The organism is Shewanella sp. HL-SH4 (genome assembly GCF_051164845.1).
Lineage (GTDB): Bacteria > Pseudomonadota > Gammaproteobacteria > Enterobacterales > Shewanellaceae > Shewanella > Shewanella glacialimarina.
This window is the reverse complement of record NZ_CP195037.1, coordinates 2,122,768-2,148,126: the sequence shown is the minus strand read 5'-3', so window position 1 is coordinate 2,148,126 and position 25,359 is coordinate 2,122,768. Positions and strand designations below refer to the sequence as shown.

The 25,359-nt window shown below is 41.8% G+C and carries 19 protein-coding genes; 12 read left to right on the top strand and 7 right to left on the bottom strand.

Going from position 1 to position 25,359, the window contains the following annotated elements:
• Positions 1–203: 203 nt before the first annotated feature.
• The 3 genes from tusA (at position 204) to ACRWQL_RS10405 (ending at position 4,448) form a co-directional block, all read left to right on the top strand.
• Positions 204–467 carry a sulfurtransferase TusA gene (gene tusA / locus ACRWQL_RS10415; protein ID WP_434927662.1) on the top strand — a complete coding sequence of 88 codons (264 nt, stop codon included), beginning with the start codon at positions 204–206 and terminating at the stop codon, positions 465–467.
• Positions 468–469: 2 nt separating this feature from the next.
• Positions 470–913 (top strand): MOSC domain-containing protein, encoded by a 444-nt coding sequence (locus ACRWQL_RS10410; RefSeq protein WP_434927663.1) that lies wholly within the window; start codon positions 470–472, stop codon positions 911–913.
• Positions 914–1,262: 349 nt separating this feature from the next.
• Complete coding sequence (locus ACRWQL_RS10405; RefSeq protein WP_434953325.1) at positions 1,263–4,448, top strand: amidohydrolase family protein; 3,186 nt, start codon at positions 1,263–1,265, stop codon at positions 4,446–4,448.
• Positions 4,449–4,543: 95 nt separating this feature from the next.
• On the opposite strand, the gene ACRWQL_RS10400 is transcribed toward ACRWQL_RS10405, so the two are convergent.
• Complete coding sequence (locus tag ACRWQL_RS10400; protein ID WP_434953324.1) at positions 4,544–5,113, bottom strand: DNA-3-methyladenine glycosylase I; 570 nt, start codon at positions 5,111–5,113, stop codon at positions 4,544–4,546.
• 113 nt (positions 5,114–5,226) lie between these two features.
• Here ACRWQL_RS10400 and glyQ point away from each other — a divergent pair, with 113 nt between their 5' ends.
• A complete protein-coding gene (glyQ, locus tag ACRWQL_RS10395) occupies positions 5,227–6,132 on the top strand; it encodes a glycine--tRNA ligase subunit alpha (RefSeq protein ID WP_235087217.1) in 906 nt (301 codons plus the stop codon).
• Positions 6,133–6,142: 10 nt separating this feature from the next.
• Positions 6,143–8,212 carry a glycine--tRNA ligase subunit beta gene (gene glyS / locus ACRWQL_RS10390; RefSeq protein ID WP_434953323.1) on the top strand — a complete coding sequence of 690 codons (2,070 nt, stop codon included), beginning with the start codon at positions 6,143–6,145 and terminating at the stop codon, positions 8,210–8,212.
• 73 nt (positions 8,213–8,285) lie between these two features.
• On the opposite strand, the gene ACRWQL_RS10385 is transcribed toward glyS, so the two are convergent.
• Together ACRWQL_RS10385 and ACRWQL_RS10380 are read right to left on the bottom strand one after the other, a co-directional pair.
• Positions 8,286–9,350: an HDOD domain-containing protein gene (locus ACRWQL_RS10385; protein WP_226412272.1), complete on the bottom strand. Its 1,065-nt coding sequence runs from the start codon at positions 9,348–9,350 to the stop codon at positions 8,286–8,288.
• Positions 9,351–9,845: 495 nt separating this feature from the next.
• Positions 9,846–12,572: a choice-of-anchor B family protein gene (locus ACRWQL_RS10380; RefSeq protein ID WP_434953322.1), complete on the bottom strand. Its 2,727-nt coding sequence runs from the start codon at positions 12,570–12,572 to the stop codon at positions 9,846–9,848.
• A gap of 110 nt (positions 12,573–12,682) precedes the next feature.
• Between ACRWQL_RS10380 and ACRWQL_RS10375 the strand changes: the two genes are divergently transcribed.
• Positions 12,683–13,630, top strand: a complete 948-nt coding sequence (locus ACRWQL_RS10375; RefSeq protein ID WP_434953321.1) for an MbnP family copper-binding protein — start codon at positions 12,683–12,685, stop codon at positions 13,628–13,630.
• Entirely contained in the window at positions 13,630–14,907 is a 1,278-nt protein-coding gene (locus tag ACRWQL_RS10370; protein ID WP_434953320.1) for an MbnH family di-heme enzyme, read from the top strand. The genes ACRWQL_RS10375 and ACRWQL_RS10370 overlap by 1 nt, the downstream gene beginning before the upstream one ends.
• Before the next feature lie 63 nt (positions 14,908–14,970).
• Here the strand turns inward: ACRWQL_RS10370 and gyrB are convergent, their stop codons facing one another.
• The 4 genes from gyrB to dnaA all read right to left on the bottom strand — a co-directional run bounded on the left by gyrB (position 14,971) and on the right by dnaA (position 21,090).
• Positions 14,971–17,388, bottom strand: coding sequence for a DNA topoisomerase (ATP-hydrolyzing) subunit B (gene gyrB, locus ACRWQL_RS10365; RefSeq protein WP_434927671.1), 2,418 nt, complete (start codon positions 17,386–17,388; stop codon positions 14,971–14,973).
• Positions 17,389–17,403: 15 nt separating this feature from the next.
• Entirely contained in the window at positions 17,404–18,486 is a 1,083-nt protein-coding gene (gene recF, locus ACRWQL_RS10360) for a DNA replication/repair protein RecF (protein WP_434927672.1), read from the bottom strand.
• A gap of 95 nt (positions 18,487–18,581) precedes the next feature.
• The gene (dnaN, locus tag ACRWQL_RS10355; protein WP_226412260.1) at positions 18,582–19,682 is read right to left on the bottom strand and encodes a DNA polymerase III subunit beta; all 1,101 of its coding nucleotides are present in this window, start codon (positions 19,680–19,682) and stop codon (positions 18,582–18,584) included.
• A gap of 19 nt (positions 19,683–19,701) precedes the next feature.
• Positions 19,702–21,090: a chromosomal replication initiator protein DnaA gene (dnaA, locus tag ACRWQL_RS10350; RefSeq protein WP_226412258.1), complete on the bottom strand. Its 1,389-nt coding sequence runs from the start codon at positions 21,088–21,090 to the stop codon at positions 19,702–19,704.
• Positions 21,091–21,537: 447 nt separating this feature from the next.
• On the opposite strand from dnaA, the gene rpmH reads away from it, so the two are divergent.
• The 5 genes from rpmH (at position 21,538) to mnmE (ending at position 25,354) form a co-directional block, all read left to right on the top strand.
• Positions 21,538–21,675, top strand: coding sequence for a 50S ribosomal protein L34 (rpmH, locus tag ACRWQL_RS10345; RefSeq protein ID WP_006083827.1), 138 nt, complete (start codon positions 21,538–21,540; stop codon positions 21,673–21,675).
• A gap of 16 nt (positions 21,676–21,691) precedes the next feature.
• Positions 21,692–22,048: a ribonuclease P protein component gene (gene rnpA / locus ACRWQL_RS10340; protein ID WP_226412255.1), complete on the top strand. Its 357-nt coding sequence runs from the start codon at positions 21,692–21,694 to the stop codon at positions 22,046–22,048.
• A complete protein-coding gene (yidD, locus tag ACRWQL_RS10335; RefSeq protein ID WP_434927674.1) occupies positions 22,015–22,269 on the top strand; it encodes a membrane protein insertion efficiency factor YidD in 255 nt (84 codons plus the stop codon). The genes rnpA and yidD overlap by 34 nt, the downstream gene beginning before the upstream one ends.
• A gap of 3 nt (positions 22,270–22,272) precedes the next feature.
• A complete protein-coding gene (yidC, locus tag ACRWQL_RS10330; RefSeq protein ID WP_434953319.1) occupies positions 22,273–23,901 on the top strand; it encodes a membrane protein insertase YidC in 1,629 nt (542 codons plus the stop codon).
• 91 nt (positions 23,902–23,992) lie between these two features.
• The gene (gene mnmE, locus ACRWQL_RS10325) at positions 23,993–25,354 is read left to right on the top strand and encodes a tRNA uridine-5-carboxymethylaminomethyl(34) synthesis GTPase MnmE (protein WP_434953318.1); all 1,362 of its coding nucleotides are present in this window, start codon (positions 23,993–23,995) and stop codon (positions 25,352–25,354) included.
• Positions 25,355–25,359: the final 5 nt, after the last annotated feature.

The following is a 25,359-nucleotide window of genomic DNA, read 5'->3' as shown; positions in this document are numbered from 1 at the left end:
AAAAACCGAATTATTGAAAAATAATTCGGTTTTTTATTTTTCATCAACAGGCTAATGTTCCACGTGAAACATGTTTGAGGAAAATTTAAAAACAAATTAAAACGTTAATTCATAGCTAAATCACATTAGTTACACCTAAACTTGGCAATCTAGATTTGGCGGAGTAAAATTATGAATATTAAAAAAGCTAAGTTGAAGTGGCAATGTCAGAAGAATTAACCTCCCTAGAAATATTCGCACAGGCACAACACCAGCTTGATGCGTTAGGCTTACGCTGCCCTGAACCAGTAATGATGATCCGTAAAGCGGTACGTAAGATGGCAGACGGTGAAACAATATTAATTACTGCCGATGACCCAGCAACAACCCGAGACATTCCAAGTTTTTGTGAGTTTATGGACCACACCCTAATTGCCAGCGAAACATCAAAAACGCCCTATCAATATCTGCTAAAAAAAGGACTATGAACATGGAAGCTAAGTTAGCAGCAATAGCTTATAAAACAGCTAAGCGTGGCAAAATGAGTCAAGTATTTTGCGCCAACGTCACCTTAGAGCGAGGTGTTGAAAATGATGTTTTTGGCCGTCCAGGAAAACGTCAAGTAACCGTACTATCTCAACAGCAATGGCAAATAGCCTGTAAGCAAATAAATGCCGATTTAGACTGGCTTACCCGTAGAGCAAATCTGTTAATAACAGGGTATGAGTTCAGTGCCGCTGATGTAGGCAAGACACTCAAAATTGGTGCGGACTTACAATTGCTGATCACAGGTGAAACAGATCCCTGTAAAAAAATGGAAGCCGCTTTTGCTGGATTAGAACAAGCATTAACACCAGACTGGCGAGGCGGTGTAACCTGTAAAGTCATACAAGCAGGACTGATACAACCAGATGATCCAGTAACGATGCGCTAAACATGACAACCAAATCACTTAATCGCTACTCTATAGATAAATGAATCTTGTCATATTAAAGGTTTATTTATCGAACATAACAATACTAAAAAAACCTCCAATCTAAGACCCGGTATATATCCATAAAGTTACCCATCATCTGCTTTATGCATGTCAACTTATCACACCATTTTTACAACCAAGTTACTTTTCTGTCATTATTTGAAACAGATTTTTTGTGTCGTTTTATAGCCATTTGTGCGATAAAGGTTACCAAGCCAGATTTGATGCTAACAAGCCTGACACAAACCACTTTAGATACTGTTGGTTGGCATTAATACTCTTATAATGATAAATAAATGGATCTTGCATGTTCACACAAAAACTTACCCCTATTTATACCGCGATAGCATTATCACTTGGTATTAGCTCAACTAGTTTTGCCACAGAAGATGAAGCAGCGAAATGGCAAGTCAACGCCCCAGAAAATGCCCCATTACAAAAAGTCGACATTAATGTCACTGATGGCACATGGATGAACGTCAATGTATCACCTGACGGCAAAACGATTGTATTTGACCTACTAGGCGATATCTATCAAATGCCTATATCTGGTGGCGAAGCAACCCAACTTGCTAGTGGCATTGCATGGCAAATGCAGCCAGTTTATAGCCCTGATGGAAAATATATTGCGTTCACATCAGATGAAGATGGCGGCGACAACATATGGATAATGAATGCCGATGGCACCAATCCACATCCAGTAACCAGCGAAACATTCCGCCTATTAAACAGCCCAGCCTGGAGTCCTGACTCACAGTATCTAGTTGCTCGTAAACACTTTACCGCAAGTCGAAGCTTAGGTGCTGGCGAAGTGTGGATGTATCATGTTGCTGGAGGTGAAGGCGTTAAGCTGACAGAACGTCCAAATGATCAAAAAGATTTAGGCGAGCCTGCCTACTCACCTGACGGCCGCTATATCTATTTCAGCCAAGATGCGACCCCAGGTAAAACCTTTCATTACTCAAAGGATTCTGTAAAAGGGATTTATAAAATTAAACGCTATGACACCCAAACCGGTGACATTGAAGTATTAATTGAAGGTACCGGCGGTGCTATTCGCCCAACGCCAAGCTCTGATGGTAAATCTTTAGCATACATAAAACGCGATGGTTTCCAGTCGACCTTATATTCTCTGGACTTAAAGTCTGGTGAAGAAACAAAGCTGTATGACAAGCTAGATCGTGACATGCAAGAAACCTGGGCTATTCACGGCGTTTACCCAACAATGTCTTGGACCAATGATAATAAAGATATTGTGTTCTGGGCTAACGGTAAAATCAACAAGCTAAACGTGGCTGAAAAAACGCTTAGTAATATACCCTTTTCTATTAAAACCCAGTTAGATGTACAGCCCTCTGTTAGATTTACTCAGAACCTTGATCAAGATAATTTTGATGTAAAAATGCTGCGCATGGCACAGGTCTCACCTGATGGTGAACAAGTGGTATTTGAAGCATTGGGCAAGTTATGGATCCGCGATATAAAAGATGGAAAACAAAAACGCTTAACTCGTTTAGATAATGATGTTAACGAGCTATTCCCTCAATGGTCACGTGATGGTAAAAACATTGTATTTACCACTTGGAATGACCAAGCCCAAGGTACCGTTAGCATCGTCAGTTCGCGTGGTGGAAAAGCCAAAGTGTTAACTAATGAACCTGGTAAATATGTTGAGCCAACATTCTCTCCGAATGGAGAATATGTGGTTTATCGTAAAGCTAAGGGCGGCTATATGACAGCTCGCACTTGGTCTCAAGAACCTGGTTTATATAAAGTTGATACTAAAGGTAAGAAAAACACCAAGCTATCTGCCAGTGGTTATCAACCACAATTTGGTGCAGATAACGACCGAGTGTACTTTATGGATTACGGCAGCTCGCCGCAACTTTCATCAATTGGCATGAACGGTTTCGAAAAACGCACTCATTACACTAGCGAACATGCGACAGAGTTTCGTATAGCCCCGAATGGTGAACATCTTGCATTTGCAGAACGTTTCCGTGTTTATGTCACGCCATTTGCTAAGCATGGTGAAACAATTAACATTGGCCCTAAAGCTAACAATCTACCCGTTACTCAACTCAGTGCCCGTGCCGGCGAAAGCATAAGTTGGAACAATGACAGCAACGAGCTTTATTGGACCCTTGGCCCAGACTTATATCAAGCCAAAGTTGATACTCAGTATGAAAAATCTGACGCCAAAATTGAGCCCCAAATAACCTCTATTGGCTTTAAACAGGATGCAGATGTTCCACGTGGAACAATCGCTTTTGTTGGCGGTAAAGTCATCACCCTTGAAAATGATCAAGTGATTGAAAATGGTGTGGTGATAGTTAAAGACAATAAAATTGTTGCTGTTGGCGATGCATCAACATCCATTCCATCTGGCGCGCAAGTTATCGATATTGCCGGTAAGTCTATTATGCCTGGCCTGTTTGACGCCCATGCACATGGTGGCCAAGCAGATGATGAGATCATTCCACAACAAAACTGGGCGCTCTATTCAGGCTTATCATTAGGAGTCACCTCTATCCATGATCCTTCAAATGATACCACTGAGATTTTTGCTGCTGCAGAGCAACAAAAAGCCGGTAACATTGTTGGCCCACGTATATTTTCAACCGGTACGATTCTATATGGCGCTAACGGCCCTGGTTATACCTCACACATTGATTCGTTAGATGATGCTAAATTCCATTTAGAACGCCTTAAAAAAGTCGGTGCATTTAGCGTAAAAAGCTATAACCAACCAAGACGTAACCAACGTCAGCAAGTAATAGCGGCAGCGCGTGAATTAGAAATGATGGTAGTCCCTGAAGGTGGTTCGCTACTTCAACATAACCTCACTATGATTGCTGATGGCCACACAACGGTTGAACACTCATTACCAGTGGCTGCCATTTACAGCGACATCAAACAGTTTTGGAGTCAAACTAAAGTAGCTTACACCCCAACCTTGGTGGTGGCTTACGGTGGTATTTCTGGTGAACATTACTGGTATGATAAAACCGACGTTTGGGCACATCCACGCTTAAGTATGTATGTCCCACATGATATTTTAGATGCGCGCTCAATGCGTAGAACCACTGCACCTGATGCACATTACAATCATTTTAATGTCGCACGCGTTGCCAACGAACTAAATGAAATTGGTGTTAAGCCAAACATTGGTGCACATGGACAACGTGAAGGTCTGGCGGCACATTGGGAAATGTGGATGTTTGCCCAAGGTGGCATGAGTAATATGGATGTATTGAAAACAGCCACCATTAACCCAGCAACCACTTTTGGTATGGATCATCAGCTTGGTACAATCAAGCCAGGTAAACTAGCCGATTTGATTGTTATTGACGGCGACCCACTGACTGACATTCGCAGCACTGATAAAGTAACTTACACTATGGTTAACGGTAAGTTATTTAATTCGGAAACAATGAATGAGTTGAATGGCGATAAGATACAACGCAAGCCGTTTTTCTTTGAAACAAAATAGTGATGATGTAATAAACAGCATTATGTTGTAACAATAAAGGGTGTTCCACGTGGAACACCCCTTTTTTTATTAAGCGATACTCAAACCGCTCTACATTATTGACGCTTAGACGCGGCACAAAAGCAATCTGTGGTGTGGTCATCGACCATGCCAACGGCTTGCATAAAAGCATAACAAATTGTTGGGCCAACAAAATTAAAGCCCATCTTCTTCAGCGCCTTTGACATAGCTTCAGATGCTGGCGTTTGCACAGGCACATCTTTCAGCCTTGCAGGATAATTTACCTGTGGCTTACCGTTTACAAAGCCCCATAAGAATTCAGAGAAATCATTGCCCTGCTCAACAAAAGCTAAATACGCTTTAGCATTGCGAATAATGGAATTAACCTTTAATCGATTACGCACTATGCCAGGATTAAGTAACAGCTCCTCGACCTTGTCTTGATCAAAGCTGGCGATAATACTCGGTTCAAAATGAGCAAAGCAGGCTTCATAGTTAGCCTGCTTTTTAAGAATGGTTATCCAGGATAATCCCGCTTGCTGACCGTCTAAACACAGTTTAGCAAAAAGCTCTATGGAGTCATAAACAGGCCGCCCCCATACCTCATCATGATATTGTTGATACATAGGGTCTTCACTTACCCAGCCACATCGGTTAACTTGCATGTTATGGTGTCCATTAACAATTTCAGTAATACGTTAAAAAATAACCTACATCTACCTTGTTCTACAAGGTATAATCAATTCCATTTTCTATTAATAGCCTGACAGTAGTAGACATGACGACGAAACATGACGTAAAGACATTCCAGGGTTTCATCCTAACCCTACAAGAATACTGGGCGCAGCAAGGTTGCGCAATTGTTCAACCGTTAGATATGGAAGTGGGCGCTGGAACTTTCCACCCACAAACATTCTTACGCTCCTTAGGGCCAGAGCCAATGAGCAGCGCTTATGTGCAGCCATCACGCCGCCCAACTGACGGACGCTACGGTGACAACCCTAACCGCTTGCAACATTATTACCAGTTCCAAGTGGTATTGAAACCTTCTCCAGATAATATTCAAGAGTTATACCTTGGTTCACTTGAGGCTTTAGGTATTGATACTCAAGTCCATGACATTCGTTTTGTAGAAGATAACTGGGAATCACCGACTTTAGGTGCTTGGGGTTTAGGCTGGGAAGTCTGGCTAAACGGTATGGAAGTGACTCAGTTCACCTACTTCCAGCAAGTTGGCGGTATAGAGTGTAGCCCTGTTACGGGTGAAATCACCTATGGCTTAGAACGCTTAGCTATGTATATCCAAGAAGTCGATAGTGTCTATGACTTAGTATGGACAGACGGCCCAATGGGAAGAGTCACATACGGCGATATTTTCCATCAAAATGAAGTTGAACAGTCCACTTATAACTTTGAGCACGCGAATGTTGAAGTACTATTTAGACAGTTTGATGACTGTGAAAAAGCCTGCCAACTATTATTAGGCTTAGAAAAACCATTACCTCTTCCTGCTTACGAACAAGTGATGAAAGCCTCCCATGCTTTTAACTTACTTGATGCACGCCATGCTATTTCAGTGACCGAGCGCCAGCGTTATATTTTACGCGTTCGTACCATGGCTAAAGGTGTAGCAGAATCTTATTATAAAGCACGTGAAGCGTTAGGCTTCCCTATGTGTAAGTAGAGGTTATTAGATGAAATTTGAAAACTTACTCATTGAAATTGGCACTGAAGAGTTACCGCCAAAAGCACTACGCACACTTGCGGAATCATTTTTAGCTAACTTTGAAGCTGAACTCACTAAAGCAGACTTGCCTTTTACCGCATCAACTTGGTATGCCGCACCTCGCCGATTAGCCATTAGCATTACTCAGTTAGCGTTAGCGCAAGCGGATAAAGTTGTTGAAAAACGTGGCCCTGCTGTTAGCTCAGCATTTGATGCTGACGGTAATCCAACCAAAGCAGCTCAAGGCTGGGCTCGTGGTAACGGTATTACGGTAGAGCAAGCTGAACGTTTAGTGACCGACAAAGGTGAATGGTTAGTTCATCAAGCCAAAATAGTGGGTGTAGCCACAGGTAGCCTTATTGCTGACATGACTCAACAAGCATTAGATAAGCTGCCTATTCCAAAGCCAATGCGCTGGGGTAATAACAAAACTCAGTTTATTCGCCCGGTTCATACTGTCACCATGTTATTAGGCGCTGAGTCTATTTCAGGTGAAGTGTTAGGGATTCAATCTGCACGAACTATTCGTGGTCACCGCTTTATGGGGCAAGCCTCATTTGAGCTAGATCATGCAGATAACTACATCACTATGCTCAAAGAACAAGGTAAAGTGATTGCAGATTATCATGTGCGTAAAGCCTTGATTAAAGCCGATGCAGAAAAAGCTGCTGCGGTTATTGGTGGTATAGCAGAACTTGAAGATGACTTACTTGAAGAAGTCACCTCATTAGTTGAATGGCCAGTGGTATTAACCGCCAGCTTTGAAGAAAAGTTCTTAAACGTGCCAGCTGAAGCTTTGGTTTACACCATGAAAGGCGATCAGAAGTATTTTCCTGTGTTTGATAACGCAGGCAAGTTACTGCCTAACTTCATCTTTGTCACCAACATTGAATCGAAAGATCCGCAGCAAATTATTTCAGGTAATGAAAAAGTGGTTCGCCCACGTCTTGCTGACGCTGAGTTTTTCTTCAACACAGATAAAAAGCACACCCTAGAGTCTCGTTTAGCCAGCCTAGAAACCGTGGTATTCCAAAAGCAATTAGGCACGTTAAAGCAACGCGTTGAACGTATTTCTGCAATGGCATGTTTTATCGCTGCACAATTAAATGCCAGCGAAGCTGATGCTAGTCGTGCAGGCTTACTATCAAAAGCAGACTTGATGACCAATATGGTGATGGAGTTTACCGATACCCAAGGCACTATGGGTATGCATTACGCACGCTTAGATGGTGAGTCAGAAGCGGTTGCTGTTGCTATTGAACAACAATATAAGCCTAAGTTTTCAGGTGATACAGTGCCAACAGATGCGGTATCTTGTGCGGTTGCCTTAGCTGAAAAATTTGACACCCTTGTGGGTATTTTCGGTATCGGCCAAGCCCCTAAGGGAGCAGCAGATCCATTTGCTCTTCGCCGTGCCGCTATTGGTATTTTACGTATTATTGTAGAAAACAATCTACCGTTAGACTTAGTGGAATTAATCGCTCAAGCGCAAAAACTTCACGGTGATAGTCTTAGCAATAAAACAACCGCTGATGATGTTCTTGAATTCTTTATGGCCCGCTTCCGTAGCTGGTATCAAGATAAAGGCATTCAAGTTGATGTGATTCTTGCAGTGTTAGCACGTCGCCCAACGCGCCCTGCTGATTTTGATAGTCGTGTTAAAGCGGTATCACACTTCCGCAGTTTAGAGGCATCCACAGCCCTTGCTGCAGCTAATAAGCGAGTGTCTAATATCTTGGCCAAGGTTGAAGGCACACTGCCTGAAACCATTAACCAGAGCTTATTAGTTGAACCGGCAGAAAAAGCTTTAGCGGATAAGTTAATCCAACTGCAACCAGAATTAGCACCGCTATTTGCTAATGCTGATTATCAGCAGGCATTAACCTTGCTAGCCGATTTACGTGAAAGTGTAGACACCTTCTTTGAAGATGTCATGGTGATGGCTGATGATGAAGCACTTAAGAATAATCGCTTAGCGTTACTTAATAGCTTACGTGAGCAATTCTTACATGTTGCAGACATTTCTGTACTGCAATAACGATTAGTTTAAATGTCATTACACAAAAAAGCGCCCTAGGCGCTTTTTTTATGTGTATTCAAATCAGAGTGATTTAAAACTGTAATAATTTTTGATGTAGTTCATCAAAAGACTCGCGGGAAATGTCGACTTGAGCCAATAACTTAATCAGTACTTCTTCTGATATTTTATTCGCTTGTACTAACATAGAACATTCGCTTATCACATTCGCTCGCCAAACCGCTTTAGCTGCACCTGACTTAGGCGGTACATTAGCATTGGCCAGTAAAGATAAATTTTCAGCAAAGGTATTTGGCAATTGCCAATATTTAGCTAATAAAGCACTTAGCGTCAGTGATTTTGAGGTCATGAGCTGACTAAACAATAATGAATTGGGCTGTTCGCCGGGTTCTGCTTGATGAAAAGCATCAATCAACATTTTGAATATAGCAATCTTACCCACATCATGTAATAGGCCTAATAAAAAAGCGCTATCACGCTCACCTTCAACAAGCTCGCTAGATAAAAAAGCCACCTGCATTGAATGACGCCATATTTCAGCGCCAAAACGACGGAAATAAATTGGCTTAATATCTATCATTTCGCGGGCCAAACAAGCCGTTACAAACTGCCTTAATTGTTCACGGCCCAATTGCACTAAAGCTTGTTGTAAATTAGTCACCTCTCTATCAGAGCGTTTGAAAGTTGTCGAGTTACATAACTTTAAGACTTCAACACTTAACAAAGGATCCTGTTCTATTAATTGCAATACGTCTTTAATATCGACGTCTTGATTAGCCAGCTTATTATCTAATTCAACTATTTTACTGGGGAGTTTTAACACATTTTCAGCTATATCTTTGGGAGAGCTTAACGCAATCTCAATTTTGCCCATCACTTGGCGCTCAAGATTATTGGCTATACCCGTACCTTGCTGTTGCACAGGAAAAAGTAAACTATAAAATAACGCCGAAACATCAATTGATGACAACTGCTCAGCTTCATTAATCTGCGACTCTACCTGTGTTGCAGTGGCTCGTTCAGCGGCTTTAGCGCGTGATGCTGCTTTTAATTTTTCAGTATTGGACACACCGGTAAACTTAGCTTGTTCTTGATTATCACGAATATTAAACAACTTCTTAAAAAATGTTCTGACCACGGCATTGATCCAAATGATAATGAATAAAAGGCTCTGACTTAACCATAGCACTCTGCAATAAAAGTCGCAGCTAGATGGCGCTGTTTTATAATTTGGCTCAACAATAAAATCTAGATGAGTTATATTTAATTTACTGATTTCAACAAGCTCACCATAGAACTTTATGTGATACTCATCAACACAAGTCTGTCTTTGGCCAGTTGAATCACAAATCACCCTCAATGGTTAATCGTTATAAGGTGATATACTCGAATAATGAAGTTTACCATAATTAATCTGGGTGCATTCTACCTAAACTCTTTGATTTAAGTACAAGTCATATCAAGCCGACACAAAAATATTATGTACGACCATAGCCGCTATATAGCAGGGTTTTAACTGTAATGCTTGCCAGTATAATAAAATAGCAAAGTTAGTGGGTGTTCACTTACTAACAAAAATGGAACCATTAGGTTCCATTTCTTATAACACGCTAATAATTACCCACAACCACTATTAAGCTATTCTACGCTTACCTATTAAAGTCAGTAATAATAGCGATATCCAACCTAAGCTGCCGCCACCGGATGGCTCAGTTATTGGTACAGGTAATGGCACAACAGCCGCCTTGACCGTAATAGTGACGCTTGTTGAGGCGCTAGCTTGCAAACTATCCGTTGCTGTCACACTAAACACTAAGCTTGTATCATACGTTGGTGAAACAAATTGCGCAGAGGCTGTATTCGCATTAGTTAGGCTCACTGCAGTACCACCTGTTTGTTGCCATAGGTAACTAATAGCATCATTTTCAGGATCGGAAGCTACTGCGGTTAATGTCACGGTTTCCCCTGCATTCACCTCACGACTGTCGCCCACAGTAACAATTGGCGCACTATTAAGTCTGTCATTATCAACGAGTGTTACGGTCAGAGTGTCATAACCAAGTACACTTGAGTCAACACTGGTCAGTTTTATCAAAAATAGCTCATTACCTTCTACCAGAGTATCTTCTTTGGGAGTAATCACAATTTGCTTAGCCGTTGAGTCACCATCTAACCAGACAAGTTCGCCACTTAAACTACCTTGAAGATCCTCTGTTAACGATGCGGTGCCTTCTATAAACTCATAGTTAACACGCACCTCACCTACACTACCACCAACGCGTAATACCGATACACTTAGTGGATCTGCTCCTTCATTAATCGTGCTTAGTTCACGCTCAAAACCAAGAGTGCCTGGCTGAGGTACATCTTCGCCAATAGATAACTCATGGTAGCTTGGGCTGGTAATGCCTAAACCGCCCTGGGGATCAAACAAACGGACAAATGCCTTAAGCTCACGGTTTTGACCGCTGTCAAAGGTGGTGATAATAATTTGCTTGTCCGTAAGGTCATTCGCCCCCCAACTTAACCGCCCTGTTTGAGCCTCAAAATCACGCCCTTGCTTTGCACTTGCCTCTAGGGTTTCATAACCCACATCAACAACACCTTCGCCTTGCGGACGTTGCACATTAACAGTCATCACATCTCCCGCTAGTGCAGATGATGTTGTTGAACTAAAGCTCGCATTACCCTGAATCTGGCTTTGCGTCTTATCTCGCAGAATATATAAACCACTGTTGATGTCGCTAGCAATCACTAAACCAGATGGCAAGTAAGGGTAAACTCCCCAAACGCCGTTAAACGCATTACTGTCTGACGCTGGAAAGGTATCAAAGTAACCTACCTCTTTAGGGGCGTCTGGCTGACTAATGTCTAAAATAGTCACGCCACGTTGATAATTGGACATGTAATATCGATTTCCACGAACATAGCCATTATGATCTATCGCCTTAGTCGGTCCAGACCATACTTTAACTAAACTAGGAGCATCTAGATTATCAACATTAAAAACCCGTAATGTAGTATTAAGTCCGGCTCTTTGTTCATCTAATTCATCGTGGACAAACACATAACGTTTATCCTCACTCCACCAGCCTGAATGAACATATTCAGCTTTAGCATAGCTAACTTCTGACAATGACTTACTCTGTGAGGGGTTGGTAATATTCCAAAGGCGCATGCTGTTTTCATTAAAATCTAATAAAACCGTGCATATGGCCGTTTGACAGCTGGCTTGTGCTCTAGCATCGTCAACTACCATAGAACTGGCATCATGAGTGTAATCATCACGCGTGGCACCGCTATGACTAAAACTAGCACTTAAGCGACCGGGGTTTGTTAGGGAATAACTCTTAAAGGCACCACCAGCACTACTTTGACCTACAATATGAAGGTTGGGTGTTAAACCACTTAACGCGGTATTGGTAGTATAATCAAGATTGCTAATATACACATTGTGCGCCGCTCCTTCAGCTGAATCAGTTGCTAGTCGAGTGATAGAGGTCGGCAACTGGCTTAAATCAATAATTTGAATCTTATCTGAGCCTTCTGATGTCACGTAGGCATTGGCTTTCCAGCGAGAAGTTAAGGTGTCAAACCATTGATAAACTTTAATATCGCGCCAACTGGTATTGCTACCAGAAACAGTACCAATTTCAACCGGATTAGCAGGATCGGCCAGACTCACTACGGCGGTACCATTGGTTAATCCAATAATGGCATATTCTGTACCGGTATTAAGATCTACATGGCCCCAAATATCATTGGCAGCCGAAGGTTTGGAAGAAAAGCTACCAAGGGAAACATGGGATACTAAGTCGATGGCATCACAGTTAAAGCCACCCGCCTTACCACCTGTACACTCCTGACTTGAATGGTCTTGCTGTAACGCTTGATGCTCTTTTAACATCTCATCAAGCTGACTGCCATACTGTCCTATACCATCACTTATCACCCTAAAACCACGATCGTGTAAGCTAGATGCAAACTCTAATGGTACACCTGCCAAAACAGTATTATTAAGCTGTGGCGCCTGGGAAAGATAATGATCAAAACGATTAAATCCCCCCATAACAGGCACGATTTCACTGGTCAGTAAGAAGAGTTCATCGATATCTTGAATTTGATAATAACCATCAGCAACCAATACACGATCGCCCTTATTAGCGTGAGTCACTGCATAAGCAATTGTTTTACACGGGCGCAATGCGTTATCACATAAGCCCTTATCTTGACCCGTCTCACTGACAAATCTTGCTTTATCATGCTCTGAATGCGCCTGTGCGGAAGTATTAACAAAACAACTAAGAGACAATAAACCTACAAGTTTAAGGCCACTCTTACATAAATAAGGGAACGTCATAATGAACTCCGTTTTTGTTCCAATAGTTAAAATCAACGAGAAATCAGTGCTTTTTGAGGGTTTATTTTGTAGGATACAGAAAAGCAACACATAAACAACAACAAGATAACATGCCATCATTTATTTATATTACTTCCCTTAGCACCCATTTTAGACGGTTAAAAAAATCCTTAGCGTTAAGCCCTGCACATCTATGGATATGGCCTTTAGTATGCTTACTTGTCGCTTGCAGTGACGGTTCTGAAGCGCAATCAGCACAAAACAAGTCATTAAGAGTTGTATTGATGTGGCATGACAAAACAGTAACGTGCAACGAGCCTCTATTAGCACAGTGGCATTTAGCACAACTCCAATTTTACTTAAGTAACTTTACCCTTAACGGTCAACCCATCACGCTCAAGACAGATGCCGATTTGGAGACATTAAGCCATCAACAGAAAAACTTATTGTTATTGGGGGGAGATTGCCAAGGTAAGGAAAATTGGACAATTGATTTTGAAAAACCATTGATACCGGGCTTAATGGGTTTTGAATTGGGTGTGCCATTTAAGCTTAATCACGGTAATCCACTTAAAGCGTTACCGCCACTTAATCAAAGTGATATGTTTTGGACATGGCAACAAGGGCATAAATTTTTACGATTGGATTTGAATAAAACTAACCAGCCAAACTCAGCAGTTACCACTAATCAGACAACGGCAAACATACCTTTAGCTAGTCTGCAAACCGGCTGGCAATTTCATTTAGGCTCTATCGGTTGCCAATCAGCAAGTGTAATGCGTGCACCTTTAAAGGCTTGCCGCTACCCCAATAGAGCCAAAGTCGAATTAGCTTATCAAGGGGAGCAAAAGCTAATATTAGACTTAGCTCCTCTACTAACGACTGTACTTAATGATGACAAACTCTCGCAACAGGCTTGTATGTCTGATCCACAAAGCCTAAGTTGCCAGCCTCTGTTTAACGCTTTAGGGATAAACAGTGCGAGTGAAGCAGCTTTAACACTCAAACCTCTGGATAGCGAGATATCTGATACCCCTAAAATGTGGCGATTTAATTAATGCAGATTAACCGACCCAGTAAACCTCAATGGCTGGCCACCATGGCTCTTGCGCTGTTAATGCTGCTCGCATTGGGCTGTGGGCAAGAAAGTCACCAACAAAATGATAATCAGGCAGAATCTGCTAGCAAAGTCAGCCAATATGAATGGCCAATACCAGAAGGGTTCCCAAAGCCTGAAGTACCTGCCGACAACCCAATGACACAGGCCAAGGTCACGTTAGGCCGTTATTTATTTTATGACACTCGCCTGTCTGCCAATCAAACGCAAAGCTGCGCCAGTTGCCATTTACAATCCAAAGCCTTTGCCGAAACACTCAAGGTTTCTATAGGCAGTAAAGGGCAAGCGCACACTCGTAATGCGCCAGCCTTAGTCAATATTGCCTACAACAAAACCCTCACCTGGGCCCACGACGGTCTAACTCATATAGAGGATCAGGTTTTACTGCCCCTGTTTAGTGAGCAGCCAGTAGAAATGGGGCTCGCGGGTAAAGAAGCATTAATACTCGCACGATTTACCCAAGCGCCCTACCCAGCACTATTTGAGCAAGCTTTCGGCCAACAAGCTAACGGTGTTGACTTTATACAGATAACTCAAGCTTTAGCGAGTTTTGTAAGAAGCTTAGTATCCTTAAACTCACCCTTTGATGCTTACGCCTACAATGAGCAAGACGATGCCCTGAATGAAGCCCAACTGGCGGGAATGGCGCTATTCTTCTCAGAAAAACTTGAGTGCCATCATTGCCATGGCGGCTTTAACTTTACCCAATCCACCAGCCACGAAAAGCAACCACTAGACAGACGCCCTTTCCACAATACCGGCTTATATTACACTGAACGTACTGGGTTACTTGGCGCATCATTAGCCAGTAATAGTTTGGCTGACACGGCATTGACACCAGTACAGCAAAATAGCCAGCTAGGTTACCCTCAAAAGGATACTGGTCTAGCTCAAGTCAGTGGTAAAGCTATCGATGACGGTCGTTTTAGGGCCCCAAGCTTAAGAAATATCAGCCTAACAGCGCCTTATATGCATGACGGTAGCGTGGCGAGTTTATCTGAAGTGATAGATATTTATGCAGCTGGTGGCCGTAATATTACAGCAGGGGAACACCAAGGAGATGGACGACAAAATCCATTAAAAAGTCCATTCATTAAGGGCTTTGAAATCAGTGAAGCAGAAAAACAACAGTTACTGGCTTTTCTCGCCAGCTTAACCGATGAAAAATTCATCACCAATATCGAATTTAGCGATCCCTGGGTTGAGATTAAACCGTAAAAAATGCAAACAAAAAAGGAAAGCCTAAGCTTTCCTTTTTTATCGCCACTGTTACGCTTAAAGCTAGACGTCTAAGTTAGCCACATTTAACGCATTAGTTTCAATAAACTCACGACGAGGCTCAACATGATCACCCATCAAACAACTGAACAGTTGATCGGCAGCGACCGCATCTTCAATCATGACTCGCAACATACGACGAGACTCTGGATCCATTGTAGTTTCCCACAATTGCTCAGGGTTCATTTCACCCAATCCTTTGTAACGTTGAATATATAAGCCACGCTTTGCTTCACTAATAGTCCAATCTAACGCTTCTAAGAAGCTATCCACTTCTTTTAGACGCTCACCACGTTGCACATAGCCGCCTTCTTCAATCATACCGTCTAAAGCAGCGCCTAATTTAGCAATGCGCAGATAGTCATTCGAAGTGAAGAAGTCATAGCCAAATACGTAACTAGTATCAATACCGTGCTTACGAATAATGACTTTTGGGGTATACACTTTACGCTCAGGATCTAAAATAACTTCAGATGAATAAATCACTCCACTATTTTCTAAAGCAACTAAATCAGCAATAAAGGCATCACACCATGCATTCATCACACCTTGATCAGCAAGCATTGCAGTGGTGATTTCAGGATGATAAAGCATACGATTAGTAATGTTAGTTGGAAAACGTTTTTCTAAGCGTTTGATAATCTTTTCAACTTCACGATACTGGGTCACTAAACGCTCTAATGGTTCACCGCTCATACCTAATGAACCCTGGCTTGGATAGATGTGAGTACCATCTAAAGCCTGAGTTGTTAGATATTCAGTTAACGCTAACTCATCTTTTAAATACTGTTCTTGTTTGCCTTTTTTAACTTTGTACAAAGGTGGTTGTGCAATATATACATAGCCACGTTCAATAAGCTCAGGCATTTGACGAAAGAAGAAGGTCAACAGCAAGGTACGAATGTGCGAGCCGTCGACGTCAGCATCGGTCATGATAACGATATTGTGGTAACGGGTTTTGTCTGGATCGTATTCATCACGGCCAATACCACAACCTAGAGCAGTAATAAGCGTGGCCACTTCTTGTGAAGATAACATTTTGTCAAAACGGGCTTTTTCTACGTTTAAAATTTTACCTTTCAACGGCAGAATGGCCTGGTTTTTACGATTACGCCCCTGCTTAGCACTACCGCCAGCAGAGTCCCCTTCCACTATATATATTTCTGAAAGACCAGGGTCTTTCTCTTGGCAATCAGCTAGTTTACCTGGCAAACCACCTAAATCTAATGCGCCTTTACGACGTGTCATTTCACGCGCTTTACGCGCAGCTTCACGCGCACGAGCTGCATCAACAATTTTACCGACAATCAACTTAGCATTAACTGGGTTTTCCAATAGGTAGTCATTCAACTTCTCACCCATGGTTTGTTCTACCGCGCTTTTCACTTCACTTGACACTAATTTATCTTTGGTCTGTGAGCTGAACTTTGGATCAGGCACTTTAACTGAAATAACCGCAGTTAAGCCTTCACGGGCATCATCACCTGTGGCACTGGTTTTACCTTTTTTATTGAAGCCTTCACGCTCCATATAGGTATTTAAGTTACGCGTTAACGCACCTCTAAAACCGGCTAAGTGAGTACCACCATCACGTTGGGGGATATTATTGGTAAAACAGAAAATATTTTCTTGATAACCATCATTCCATTGCATAGCCACTTCAACGGTAATGCCGTCTTCACGCTCTTGCACAAAATGGAATACTTCTTTGTTAATAGGGGTCTTATTACGGTTTAAGTAATCGACGAACGCGCTAATACCGCCTTCGTATTTAAAGAACTCTTCTCTATTTTCACGCTCATCTACAAGGCGAATGCCAACGCCCGAGTTAAGGAAAGAGAGCTCGCGAACACGTTTAGCTAAAATATCGAAATGAAATTCTACATCGGTAAACGTTTCAGAGCTTGGCCAAAAACGAATTTCAGTACCGGTTTTAACTGCATCACCAATTTCGGTAATAGGTGAGTCAGGTACACCATGAGTGTAGAACTGTTCATAAATCTTACCCGCACGACGAATAGTCAGCTGCAGTTTTTTTGATAACGCATTAACTACCGATACGCCTACACCGTGAAGGCCGCCAGAGACTTTATATGAGTTATCATCAAACTTACCGCCAGCATGCAGTATGGTCATGATCACTTCAGCGGCAGAAACCCCTTCTTCTTCATGAATAGCAACCGGAATACCACGGCCATCATCTTTGACAGACACAGAACCATCGCTATGGATCATGATAGTAATGTCACTACAGTGACCGGCTAACGCTTCATCGATAGAGTTATCGACGACTTCGAATACCATATGGTGAAGGCCCGTACCATCATCAGTATCACCAATATACATACCAGGGCGCTTACGTACTGCATCAAGGCCTTTTAGAACCTTAATACTCGAAGAATCGTAACTATTCTCTGACATATTTCTCTCTCGTTGTTATTCAATAACCGTTACTTGTCCATCTTCAACATGAAATATCCTGTCGGGGGGACTTGTTAACGAATCGACTATTGCTGCAGGCTCGATTGCGGTGACAAATATTTGTGCGCCGGTTTCGGTTAACTGTTTCAACAATAGCTGCCTATGCTGTGCATCCAACTCTGACGGTAAATCGTCGACTAAATAAATGCTGTTTTTATTCAGTTGTTGTTTGAGCAACTTTCCCTGTGCAATACGCAGTGCACAGACTAATAATTTTAATTGACCACGGGATAACGCGTCCTGCGCAGGCAAGTTGCCTACCCGTAAACGTAAATCCGCTTTATGCGGGCCGCTTGCGGTATTTCCGGTGGCTAAATCTCTAGGATATTGGTTTTCTAATAATTGCGAAAAGTCCGTTTTGCTATCCCATCCTCGGGTAAAGGAAACATTAATATTAACCTGAGGTAAAAACTCATTGATTATACCCTTTAGTAGCTCATTTAACGAGTCTACATAGTGATTTCGTATATCAGTGACCTGTTCAGCATACCGTACCAATTCCTTATCCCAAAACTGTATTTGAGAATAGGCGGCTTGATTTCTAAGAAGTTGATTTCTTTGCTTTAAAATACGTCTAGTATTAACCCAGGCTTGATAGAATTGTGGATCAGAATGAAACGCGCCCCAATCGATAAACTGTCGTCTAGCCTTTGGTCCTTCAAACAGCAGTGAGAAACTTTCTGGGGTTATCACCTGAATAGGTAATGTTTCAGCTAATACAGACAGTTTTTTTACTTTATCACCATTAATTTTAACTTCTATTTCACCGCTGCGATGGCGGCGCAAACCAATTTTTGTATGCTCTTCACCGTCGGTAAGTTGGGCAAATAACACTAAATTATCGGCGTCAGTATTAATCACCCGTTGCGATAAGTGGCTACGAAAAGAACGTCCCATGCCTAAAAAGAAAATCGCTTCAAGAATACTGGTTTTACCACTGCCATTTTGGCCATAAATCAAATTTAATCCATTGCCAGTACTAAGGTTAGCAGACAAAATATTGCGGAAAGAGTTAATGGTTAAGCGGCTAAGATTCATGCAAACCTATAGGTACTGTACGCGCTGAATTAAAGACAAAACAAGGTGCATATAAGCACCTTGTTAACTATGGTTAATAGACTACCACAACGCCCTTATAGGCGCATTGGCATAACCACATACATGGAGTCTTCTTCAAGGTGATTCTCAATTAAAGCACTTGAGTTACCATCTATTAAGGTGATGCGAACTTCATCACTGGCAAGGTTATTGAGTACATCCAATAAATAGCTAACATTAAAACCAATTTCTAAATTATCTGAATTATAGTCAACATCAATAATCTCTTCGGCTTCTTCCTGCTCAGGGTTATTAGCGGTAATTTTTAATAAGCCAGGTTCAAGCTGAATACGCACACCACGGAACTTCTCGTTAGAAAGAATCGAGGCGCGGGTTAATGCTTGTTTAAGCTGATTACGGCTGGCAATGACAATTTTATTGCCGCCTTTAGGTAACACTCTACGATAATCAGGGAAGCGGCCATCAACGAGTTTACTGGTAAATACTGCATTGGCCGTTACGGCACGAATAGCATTATCACCAATACTGATTGTAATATCTTGATCTTCACTATCCAATAAGCGCGACATTTCTACCACGCCTTTACGCGGGACAATAACTTGTTTTTCAGGCAGTGTTTGTTCAACTTGGCGGTGGCTTAATGCTAAACGATGGCCATCGGTGGCAATAGAACGCAACATATTACCTTCGGTTTCAAATAACAGACCATTAAGGTAATAACGCACATCCTGATTAGCCATCGAAAACTGAGTCGAATCAATAATCGATTTCAACACACCTTGTTTTATACTAAATTCAATATCGGCTTGGAATGCTTCAACGTTAGGGTAATCTTCAGCCGGTAGTGTGGCCAATGAAAAACGGCTACGGCCAGAACGCAGCAACCATTTATTATCTTGTTGCTCAATATGCAGCTCTGATGAGTCAGGTAATGATTTAACAATATCTAACAGCTTTTTGGCTGGAACCGTTGTGCGTCCAGTAACAACATCACCTTGAATAGCAGCTTGACCAACCAGCTCAACCTCTAAATCTGTACCGGTTAACTTAAGTGAGTTGTCACTAACTTCAACAAGTAAATTGGCAAGAATGGGTAAGTTGTGTCTACGTTCAACGGCACCACAAACCAATTGCAATGGTTTTAACAGTGCATCCCTATCAATTGAAAATTTCATTGTGTCAGTATTCCCTGAATTAAGAAGAAAGCGTTCTTATTAAGTTGGCATAGTCTTCTTTAATGTCGTGACTTTCTTCGCGCAGCTGCGCAATCTTACGACAGGCATGCAGCACGGTTGTATGGTCTCGACCACCAAATGCATCACCTATTTCAGGTAAGCTATGGTTTGTGAGTTCTTTAGATAGCGCCATCGCCACTTGTCTTGGCCTTGCCACACTACGCGAGCGACGTTTAGACAGCATATCTGCCATTTTTATTTTGTAGTATTCTGCCACTGTTTTCTGAATATTGTCTATCGTGACTAGCTTTTCTTGTAACGCTAAGAGATCACGTAATGCTTCACGGACAAAATCAATGGTAATTGGGCGGCCAGTGAAGTTAGCATTAGCAATAACACGGTTTAATGCCCCTTCTAGTTCACGTACGTTAGAACGTAAACGTTTAGCAATAAAGAACGCCACTTCATCAGGTAGGTTTATTCCACTCTCTTGTGCTTTACGCATTAAAATCGCTACGCGGGTTTCTAACTCTGGTGGCTCAATGGCCACAGTTAACCCCCAACCAAAACGCGACTTCAAACGATCTTCAACACCGTCAATCTCTTTAGGATAACGATCTGACGTCAAGATGATCTGATGGTTGCCTTCCAATAACGCATTGAAGGTATGGAAAAATTCTTCTTGTGAACGATCTTTGTTAGCAAAAAATTGAATATCATCAATAAACAAAGCATCAACACTGCGATAGTAACGTTTGAATTCTTCTATAGCATTATTTTGTAATGCTTTAACCATGTCCTGAACAAAACGCTCAGAATGCATGTAAACCACTTTTGCATTTGGGTTATTTTTAATGATGCCATTACCGACAGCATGTAATAAGTGAGTTTTACCTAAACCTGTGCCGCCATATAAAAATAACGGGTTATAAGCGCCACCCGGATTTTCGGCAACTTGTAATGCGGCAGCTTTACCTAATTGGTTTGATTTACCTTCAACGAAGTTATCAAACTGATAAGTAGGGTTAATGTTACTACGATGGTTAGCATTGGCTACAGGGTCAGCTTGAGTGTTAAAGGTTGTACCAACACGCGCCTTAGTCTGGTGACCACTTGGCTTTGCATAAACAGGGGCTGACACCACTGGAGTTTGGCGAGCTGAAGGACGACTGCCAATATCAAAACGCAATTTAGGCGCATTACTGCCCATTTGCTCGGTAAAAAATTGATTAATGATATTAATGTACTTATCACGCACCCAATCTAATACGAATCTATTTGGAGCATAAAGAACTAACGTATCACCATCCATTTCAGCTTGTAACGGACGGATCCACATACTGAACTGCTGAGCCGATAATTCGTCTTGCAGCCTACCGATACATTGTTGCCAAAGTGAAACCGCCACTTATTTCTTCCCCAAAAATAGGTTAACAAAAGGAGATCTATTCTATAGTGAGATCAGGATGATCGCTATCGTTAATCTAATATTTATCCCCAAGGCGATCATTGTATGTGGATATCTTCGATCATTAAAGATCAAAGCCGATCTATTTTCTATCAAAATGATGCAAATCCCGCTTTATTAACCGATCCAGAATGATCTATAATGCGCATTCTTCGATCTGGTAATATAGTTTTAAAACCACTATATATTGTGTTGGTACACAGAGTTATCCACACAATATTGTGGTATTTAACAAATCTTAACGAAGGTTAATTGGCAGAAATTTATCATATAACCATTTTGGCTGTTGACGCTGAGAGTTAAAGTGATTACAATTCGGCCTCTTTTTTACCCTTACCTCTAATGTTGGAGATAAGGCAAATTCACTAACAAAGACGGATTGCCATCATGAGTAAACGTACTTTTCAACCTAGCAACCTGAAGCGCAAGCGTTCTCACGGCTTTCGCGCTCGTATGGCCACTGTAGGCGGCCGTAAGGTGCTTGCACGTCGTCGTGCGAAAGGTCGCGCTCGTTTGTCTGCTTAATTAAGTAGATAACTAGGTGACTAGCTATACCTTTACGCGGGAGTTACGTTTGCTAACTCCCGCGCAATTTAAATCTGTATTCTCCAATCCAATCAAAGCATCTTCTGCTGAAATAACCCTGCTCGCAGTTCCAAACCTAGAGCAACATCCCCGTTTAGGATTAACTGTTGCAAAACGTTTTGTTAAACGTGCTAATCAGCGTAATCGTATTAAACGTGTGATCAGAGATAGTTTTCGTTTACATCAACACGACATCCCCAACATAGATATCGTAGTATTGGTCAGAAATGGCGTGATGGAAATGGAAAATGCAGAACTACATAAATTAATAGAAAAGCTATGGCGCAAACTCAGTCGCCGTTACAATGGCTAGCAACCACGTTTATTCGTGGCTATCAACTTCTTATCAGCCCTATGATTGGACCGCGTTGTCGATTCAATCCAACATGTTCACATTATGCTATTGAAGCAATAAAAACACATGGAACGGCAAAAGGTAGTTGGTTTGCAATCAAACGCATATTAAAATGTCACCCTTTACATGCCGGCGGTAATGATCCCGTCCCCCCTAAAAATGACAGGTGTAATAAATAGGCTATGGAATCTCAACGCAATATATTGCTAATAGGTCTGCTGTTTGTCAGCTTTTTAATGTGGCAACAATGGCAAACAGATAAAACACCACAACCCGTCGCAATTGAATCATCAGTTGTAGCATCGACGGCAAATAATTCTCAAACATCTGATGTTCCAGATGCTGATACTTCCCTACCGGAAGTGGTTAGCGCATCTAAAGAACTGATCACTATTACTACAGACCAATTAGTATTAAAAATTGATCCAGTAGGTGGCGATATTGTTTATTCAGCATTAGTTGGACACAGACTTGAAATAGATAAAGAAGAATCTTTTGTACTGCTTGAGCAAACAAAAGACATCTACTATATCGCCCAAAGCGGCTTAATTGGCCGTAATGGTATCGATAGCAGTGCAAAAGGTCGCGCGCACTATACTAGCCAGTCACAGCAATATACTTTAGCTGATGGCCAAGATAGTTTAGAAGTGCCACTCACTTTTGTTGCTGACAACGACGTTACTTACACGAAAGTCTTTGTACTTCACCGTGGTAAATTTAGTATTGACGTTGATTACCGCATAAACAACACTTCAGCAGAACCACTGCAAGTTCAAATGTATGGTCAAATTAAGCACAGCATCAAAGAAAGCGAAAGCAGCATGATGATGCCAACTTATCGCGGTGCGGCTTTCTCAACTGCAGACACTCGTTATGAGAAATACAGCTTCGATGATATGGCTGACAAAAACCTAGACAAGAAAACATTAGGTGGTTGGGCTGCAATGCTTCAACACTATTTTGTTTCTGCTTGGGTACCACCAGCTAATGATCAAAACACTATTTTTTCAAGCGTCAGTGCGGGTGGTTTGGCTAACATAGGTTTCCGTGGTGCAATATATGATATTGCACCAGGTGCAGAGCAAACTATTTCATCTCAATTTTATGTTGGTCCTAAGGATCAAGAATCATTGTCTGCTATATCTGAGTCTTTGAACTTAGTAGTAGATTACGGTTTTCTTTGGTGGTTAGCGATTCCAATTCACTGGTTATTGATGTTCTATCAATCATTTGTGGGCAACTGGGGTATGGCGATTATTTTAATCACCCTAACTGTACGTGGTTTGTTATATCCATTAACCAAAGCGCAATATACCTCTATGGCTAGAATGCGTAACCTACAGCCTAAGCTAACGGATATGAAAGAGCGTTTTGGTGATGACCGTCAAAAGATGGGTCAAGCTATGATGGAACTCTACAAGAAAGAAAAAGTAAATCCACTTGGTGGCTGTTTACCTATCCTTCTGCAAATGCCTATCTTCATTGCACTTTACTGGGTATTACTTGAAAGTTATGAATTGCGTCATGCGCCATTCATGCTATGGATTAACGATTTATCGGTACAAGATCCTTACTATGTACTTCCGTTATTAATGGGTGTGTCTATGTGGTTAATGCAAAAGATGCAACCAATGGCACCGACTATGGACCCTATGCAAGTTAAGATGATGCAGTGGATGCCAGTTATCTTTACTGTGTTCTTCCTATGGTTCCCAGCAGGTTTAGTACTTTACTGGTTAGTGGGTAACTTAGTGGCCATTACCCAACAAAAAATTATTTATGCCGGACTTGATAAAAAAGGCTTAAAATAAGCCCAAGCTCTGCAGTAAACTAAATAGTTTAATAATAAAAAGGCGGCTTAATTGGCCGCCTTTTCCATTAATAATTTAGCAGGAAATAACCGTGACAACAGATACTATTGTGGCACAAGCTACCGCACCCGGTCGTGGTGGTGTAGGCATTATTCGCGTATCAGGTGACTTAGCCAGCACAGTGGCCACCGCTATTATTGGTCATATTCCTAAAACCCGTTATGCCGAATATTGTGACTTTAATAGTAGCGATGGTCTGGTTATCGACCAAGGCATCGCTTTGTTCTTTAAAGGCCCTAACTCATTTACCGGTGAAGATGTTTTAGAGCTACAAGGTCATGGCGGCCAAATAGTATTAGACATGCTAATAAAGCGTGTTATGGAAATTGACGGTATTCGTATTGCCAAGCCGGGTGAGTTTAGTGAACAGGCATTTTTGAACGACAAGCTTGATTTAACCCAGGCAGAAGCCATTGCTGACCTAATTGATGCCACCAGTGAACAGGCCGCTAAAAGTGCACTGCAATCACTTCAAGGTGAGTTTTCTAAGGAGGTTCATCAGTTAGTTGAACAAGTCACCAACCTGCGTTTATATGTCGAAGCGGCGATTGATTTTCCCGATGAGGAAGTCGACTTTTTATCCGATGGCAAAATTGCCAGTGCGTTATATAAAATCATCGATAAACTAGACACTGTTCAAGCCAGTGCTAAGCAAGGGTCCATTATTCGCGAAGGCATGAAAGTGGTTATTGCAGGCCGCCCTAATGCCGGTAAATCAAGTTTACTCAATGCACTAGCTGGAAAAGAGTCAGCCATTGTTACCGAAATTGCTGGCACTACCCGTGATGTATTACGTGAGCATATTCACCTTGATGGCATGCCACTTCATATCATCGATACTGCGGGTTTACGTGATACCACAGATACCGTTGAGCAAATAGGTATTGAACGTGCCTGGGCTGAAATAGCCACCGCTGACAGAGTGTTATTTATGGTCGATGGCACCACAACCGATGCCATTAATCCACATGATATTTGGCCAGACTTTATTGACCGCTTGCCGCCAAGATTAGGTATTACCGTTATTCGTAATAAAGCGGACTTAACTGGCGAACCGTTAACAATGTCAGAAGAACAGGGTTATGACGTCTACCGTATATCTGCTAAAACGGGTTTAGGAATTAAAGATCTTAAGCAGCATCTAAAATCGTTAATGGGTTATCAAAGTAATTTAGAAGGCGGATTTATTGCCCGTCGTCGTCATTTAGAAGCCTTAGATTTAGCTGCAAGCCATTTAATGCTGGGTAAAGAACAACTTGAAGTGTACTTAGCCGGTGAATTACTCGCAGAAGAGTTACGTATGTGCCAGATGGCATTATCAGAAATAACCGGTAAATTTACCTCCGATGACTTGCTAGGCAAAATATTCGGCTCATTCTGTATTGGTAAGTAGTGTAT

Coding starts and splice junctions, on each gene's coding strand:
- dnaN (WP_226412260.1), bottom strand. CDS start 19,682: ATGAAATTTTCAATTGATAGGGATGCACTGTTAAAACCATTGCAATTG.
- yidC (WP_434953319.1), top strand. CDS start 22,273: ATGGAATCTCAACGCAATATATTGCTAATAGGTCTGCTGTTTGTCAGC.
- ACRWQL_RS10410 (WP_434927663.1), top strand. CDS start 470: ATGGAAGCTAAGTTAGCAGCAATAGCTTATAAAACAGCTAAGCGTGGC.
- ACRWQL_RS10400 (WP_434953324.1), bottom strand. CDS start 5,113: ATGCAAGTTAACCGATGTGGCTGGGTAAGTGAAGACCCTATGTATCAA.
- yidD (WP_434927674.1), top strand. CDS start 22,015: ATGGCGCAAACTCAGTCGCCGTTACAATGGCTAGCAACCACGTTTATT.
- ACRWQL_RS10380 (WP_434953322.1), bottom strand. CDS start 12,572: ATGACGTTCCCTTATTTATGTAAGAGTGGCCTTAAACTTGTAGGTTTA.
- ACRWQL_RS10405 (WP_434953325.1), top strand. CDS start 1,263: ATGTTCACACAAAAACTTACCCCTATTTATACCGCGATAGCATTATCA.
- glyS (WP_434953323.1), top strand. CDS start 6,143: ATGAAATTTGAAAACTTACTCATTGAAATTGGCACTGAAGAGTTACCG.
- tusA (WP_434927662.1), top strand. CDS start 204: ATGTCAGAAGAATTAACCTCCCTAGAAATATTCGCACAGGCACAACAC.
- recF (WP_434927672.1), bottom strand. CDS start 18,486: ATGAATCTTAGCCGCTTAACCATTAACTCTTTCCGCAATATTTTGTCT.
- rpmH (WP_006083827.1), top strand. CDS start 21,538: ATGAGTAAACGTACTTTTCAACCTAGCAACCTGAAGCGCAAGCGTTCT.
- ACRWQL_RS10370 (WP_434953320.1), top strand. CDS start 13,630: ATGCAGATTAACCGACCCAGTAAACCTCAATGGCTGGCCACCATGGCT.
- glyQ (WP_235087217.1), top strand. CDS start 5,227: ATGACGACGAAACATGACGTAAAGACATTCCAGGGTTTCATCCTAACC.
- gyrB (WP_434927671.1), bottom strand. CDS start 17,388: ATGTCAGAGAATAGTTACGATTCTTCGAGTATTAAGGTTCTAAAAGGC.
- ACRWQL_RS10375 (WP_434953321.1), top strand. CDS start 12,683: ATGCCATCATTTATTTATATTACTTCCCTTAGCACCCATTTTAGACGG.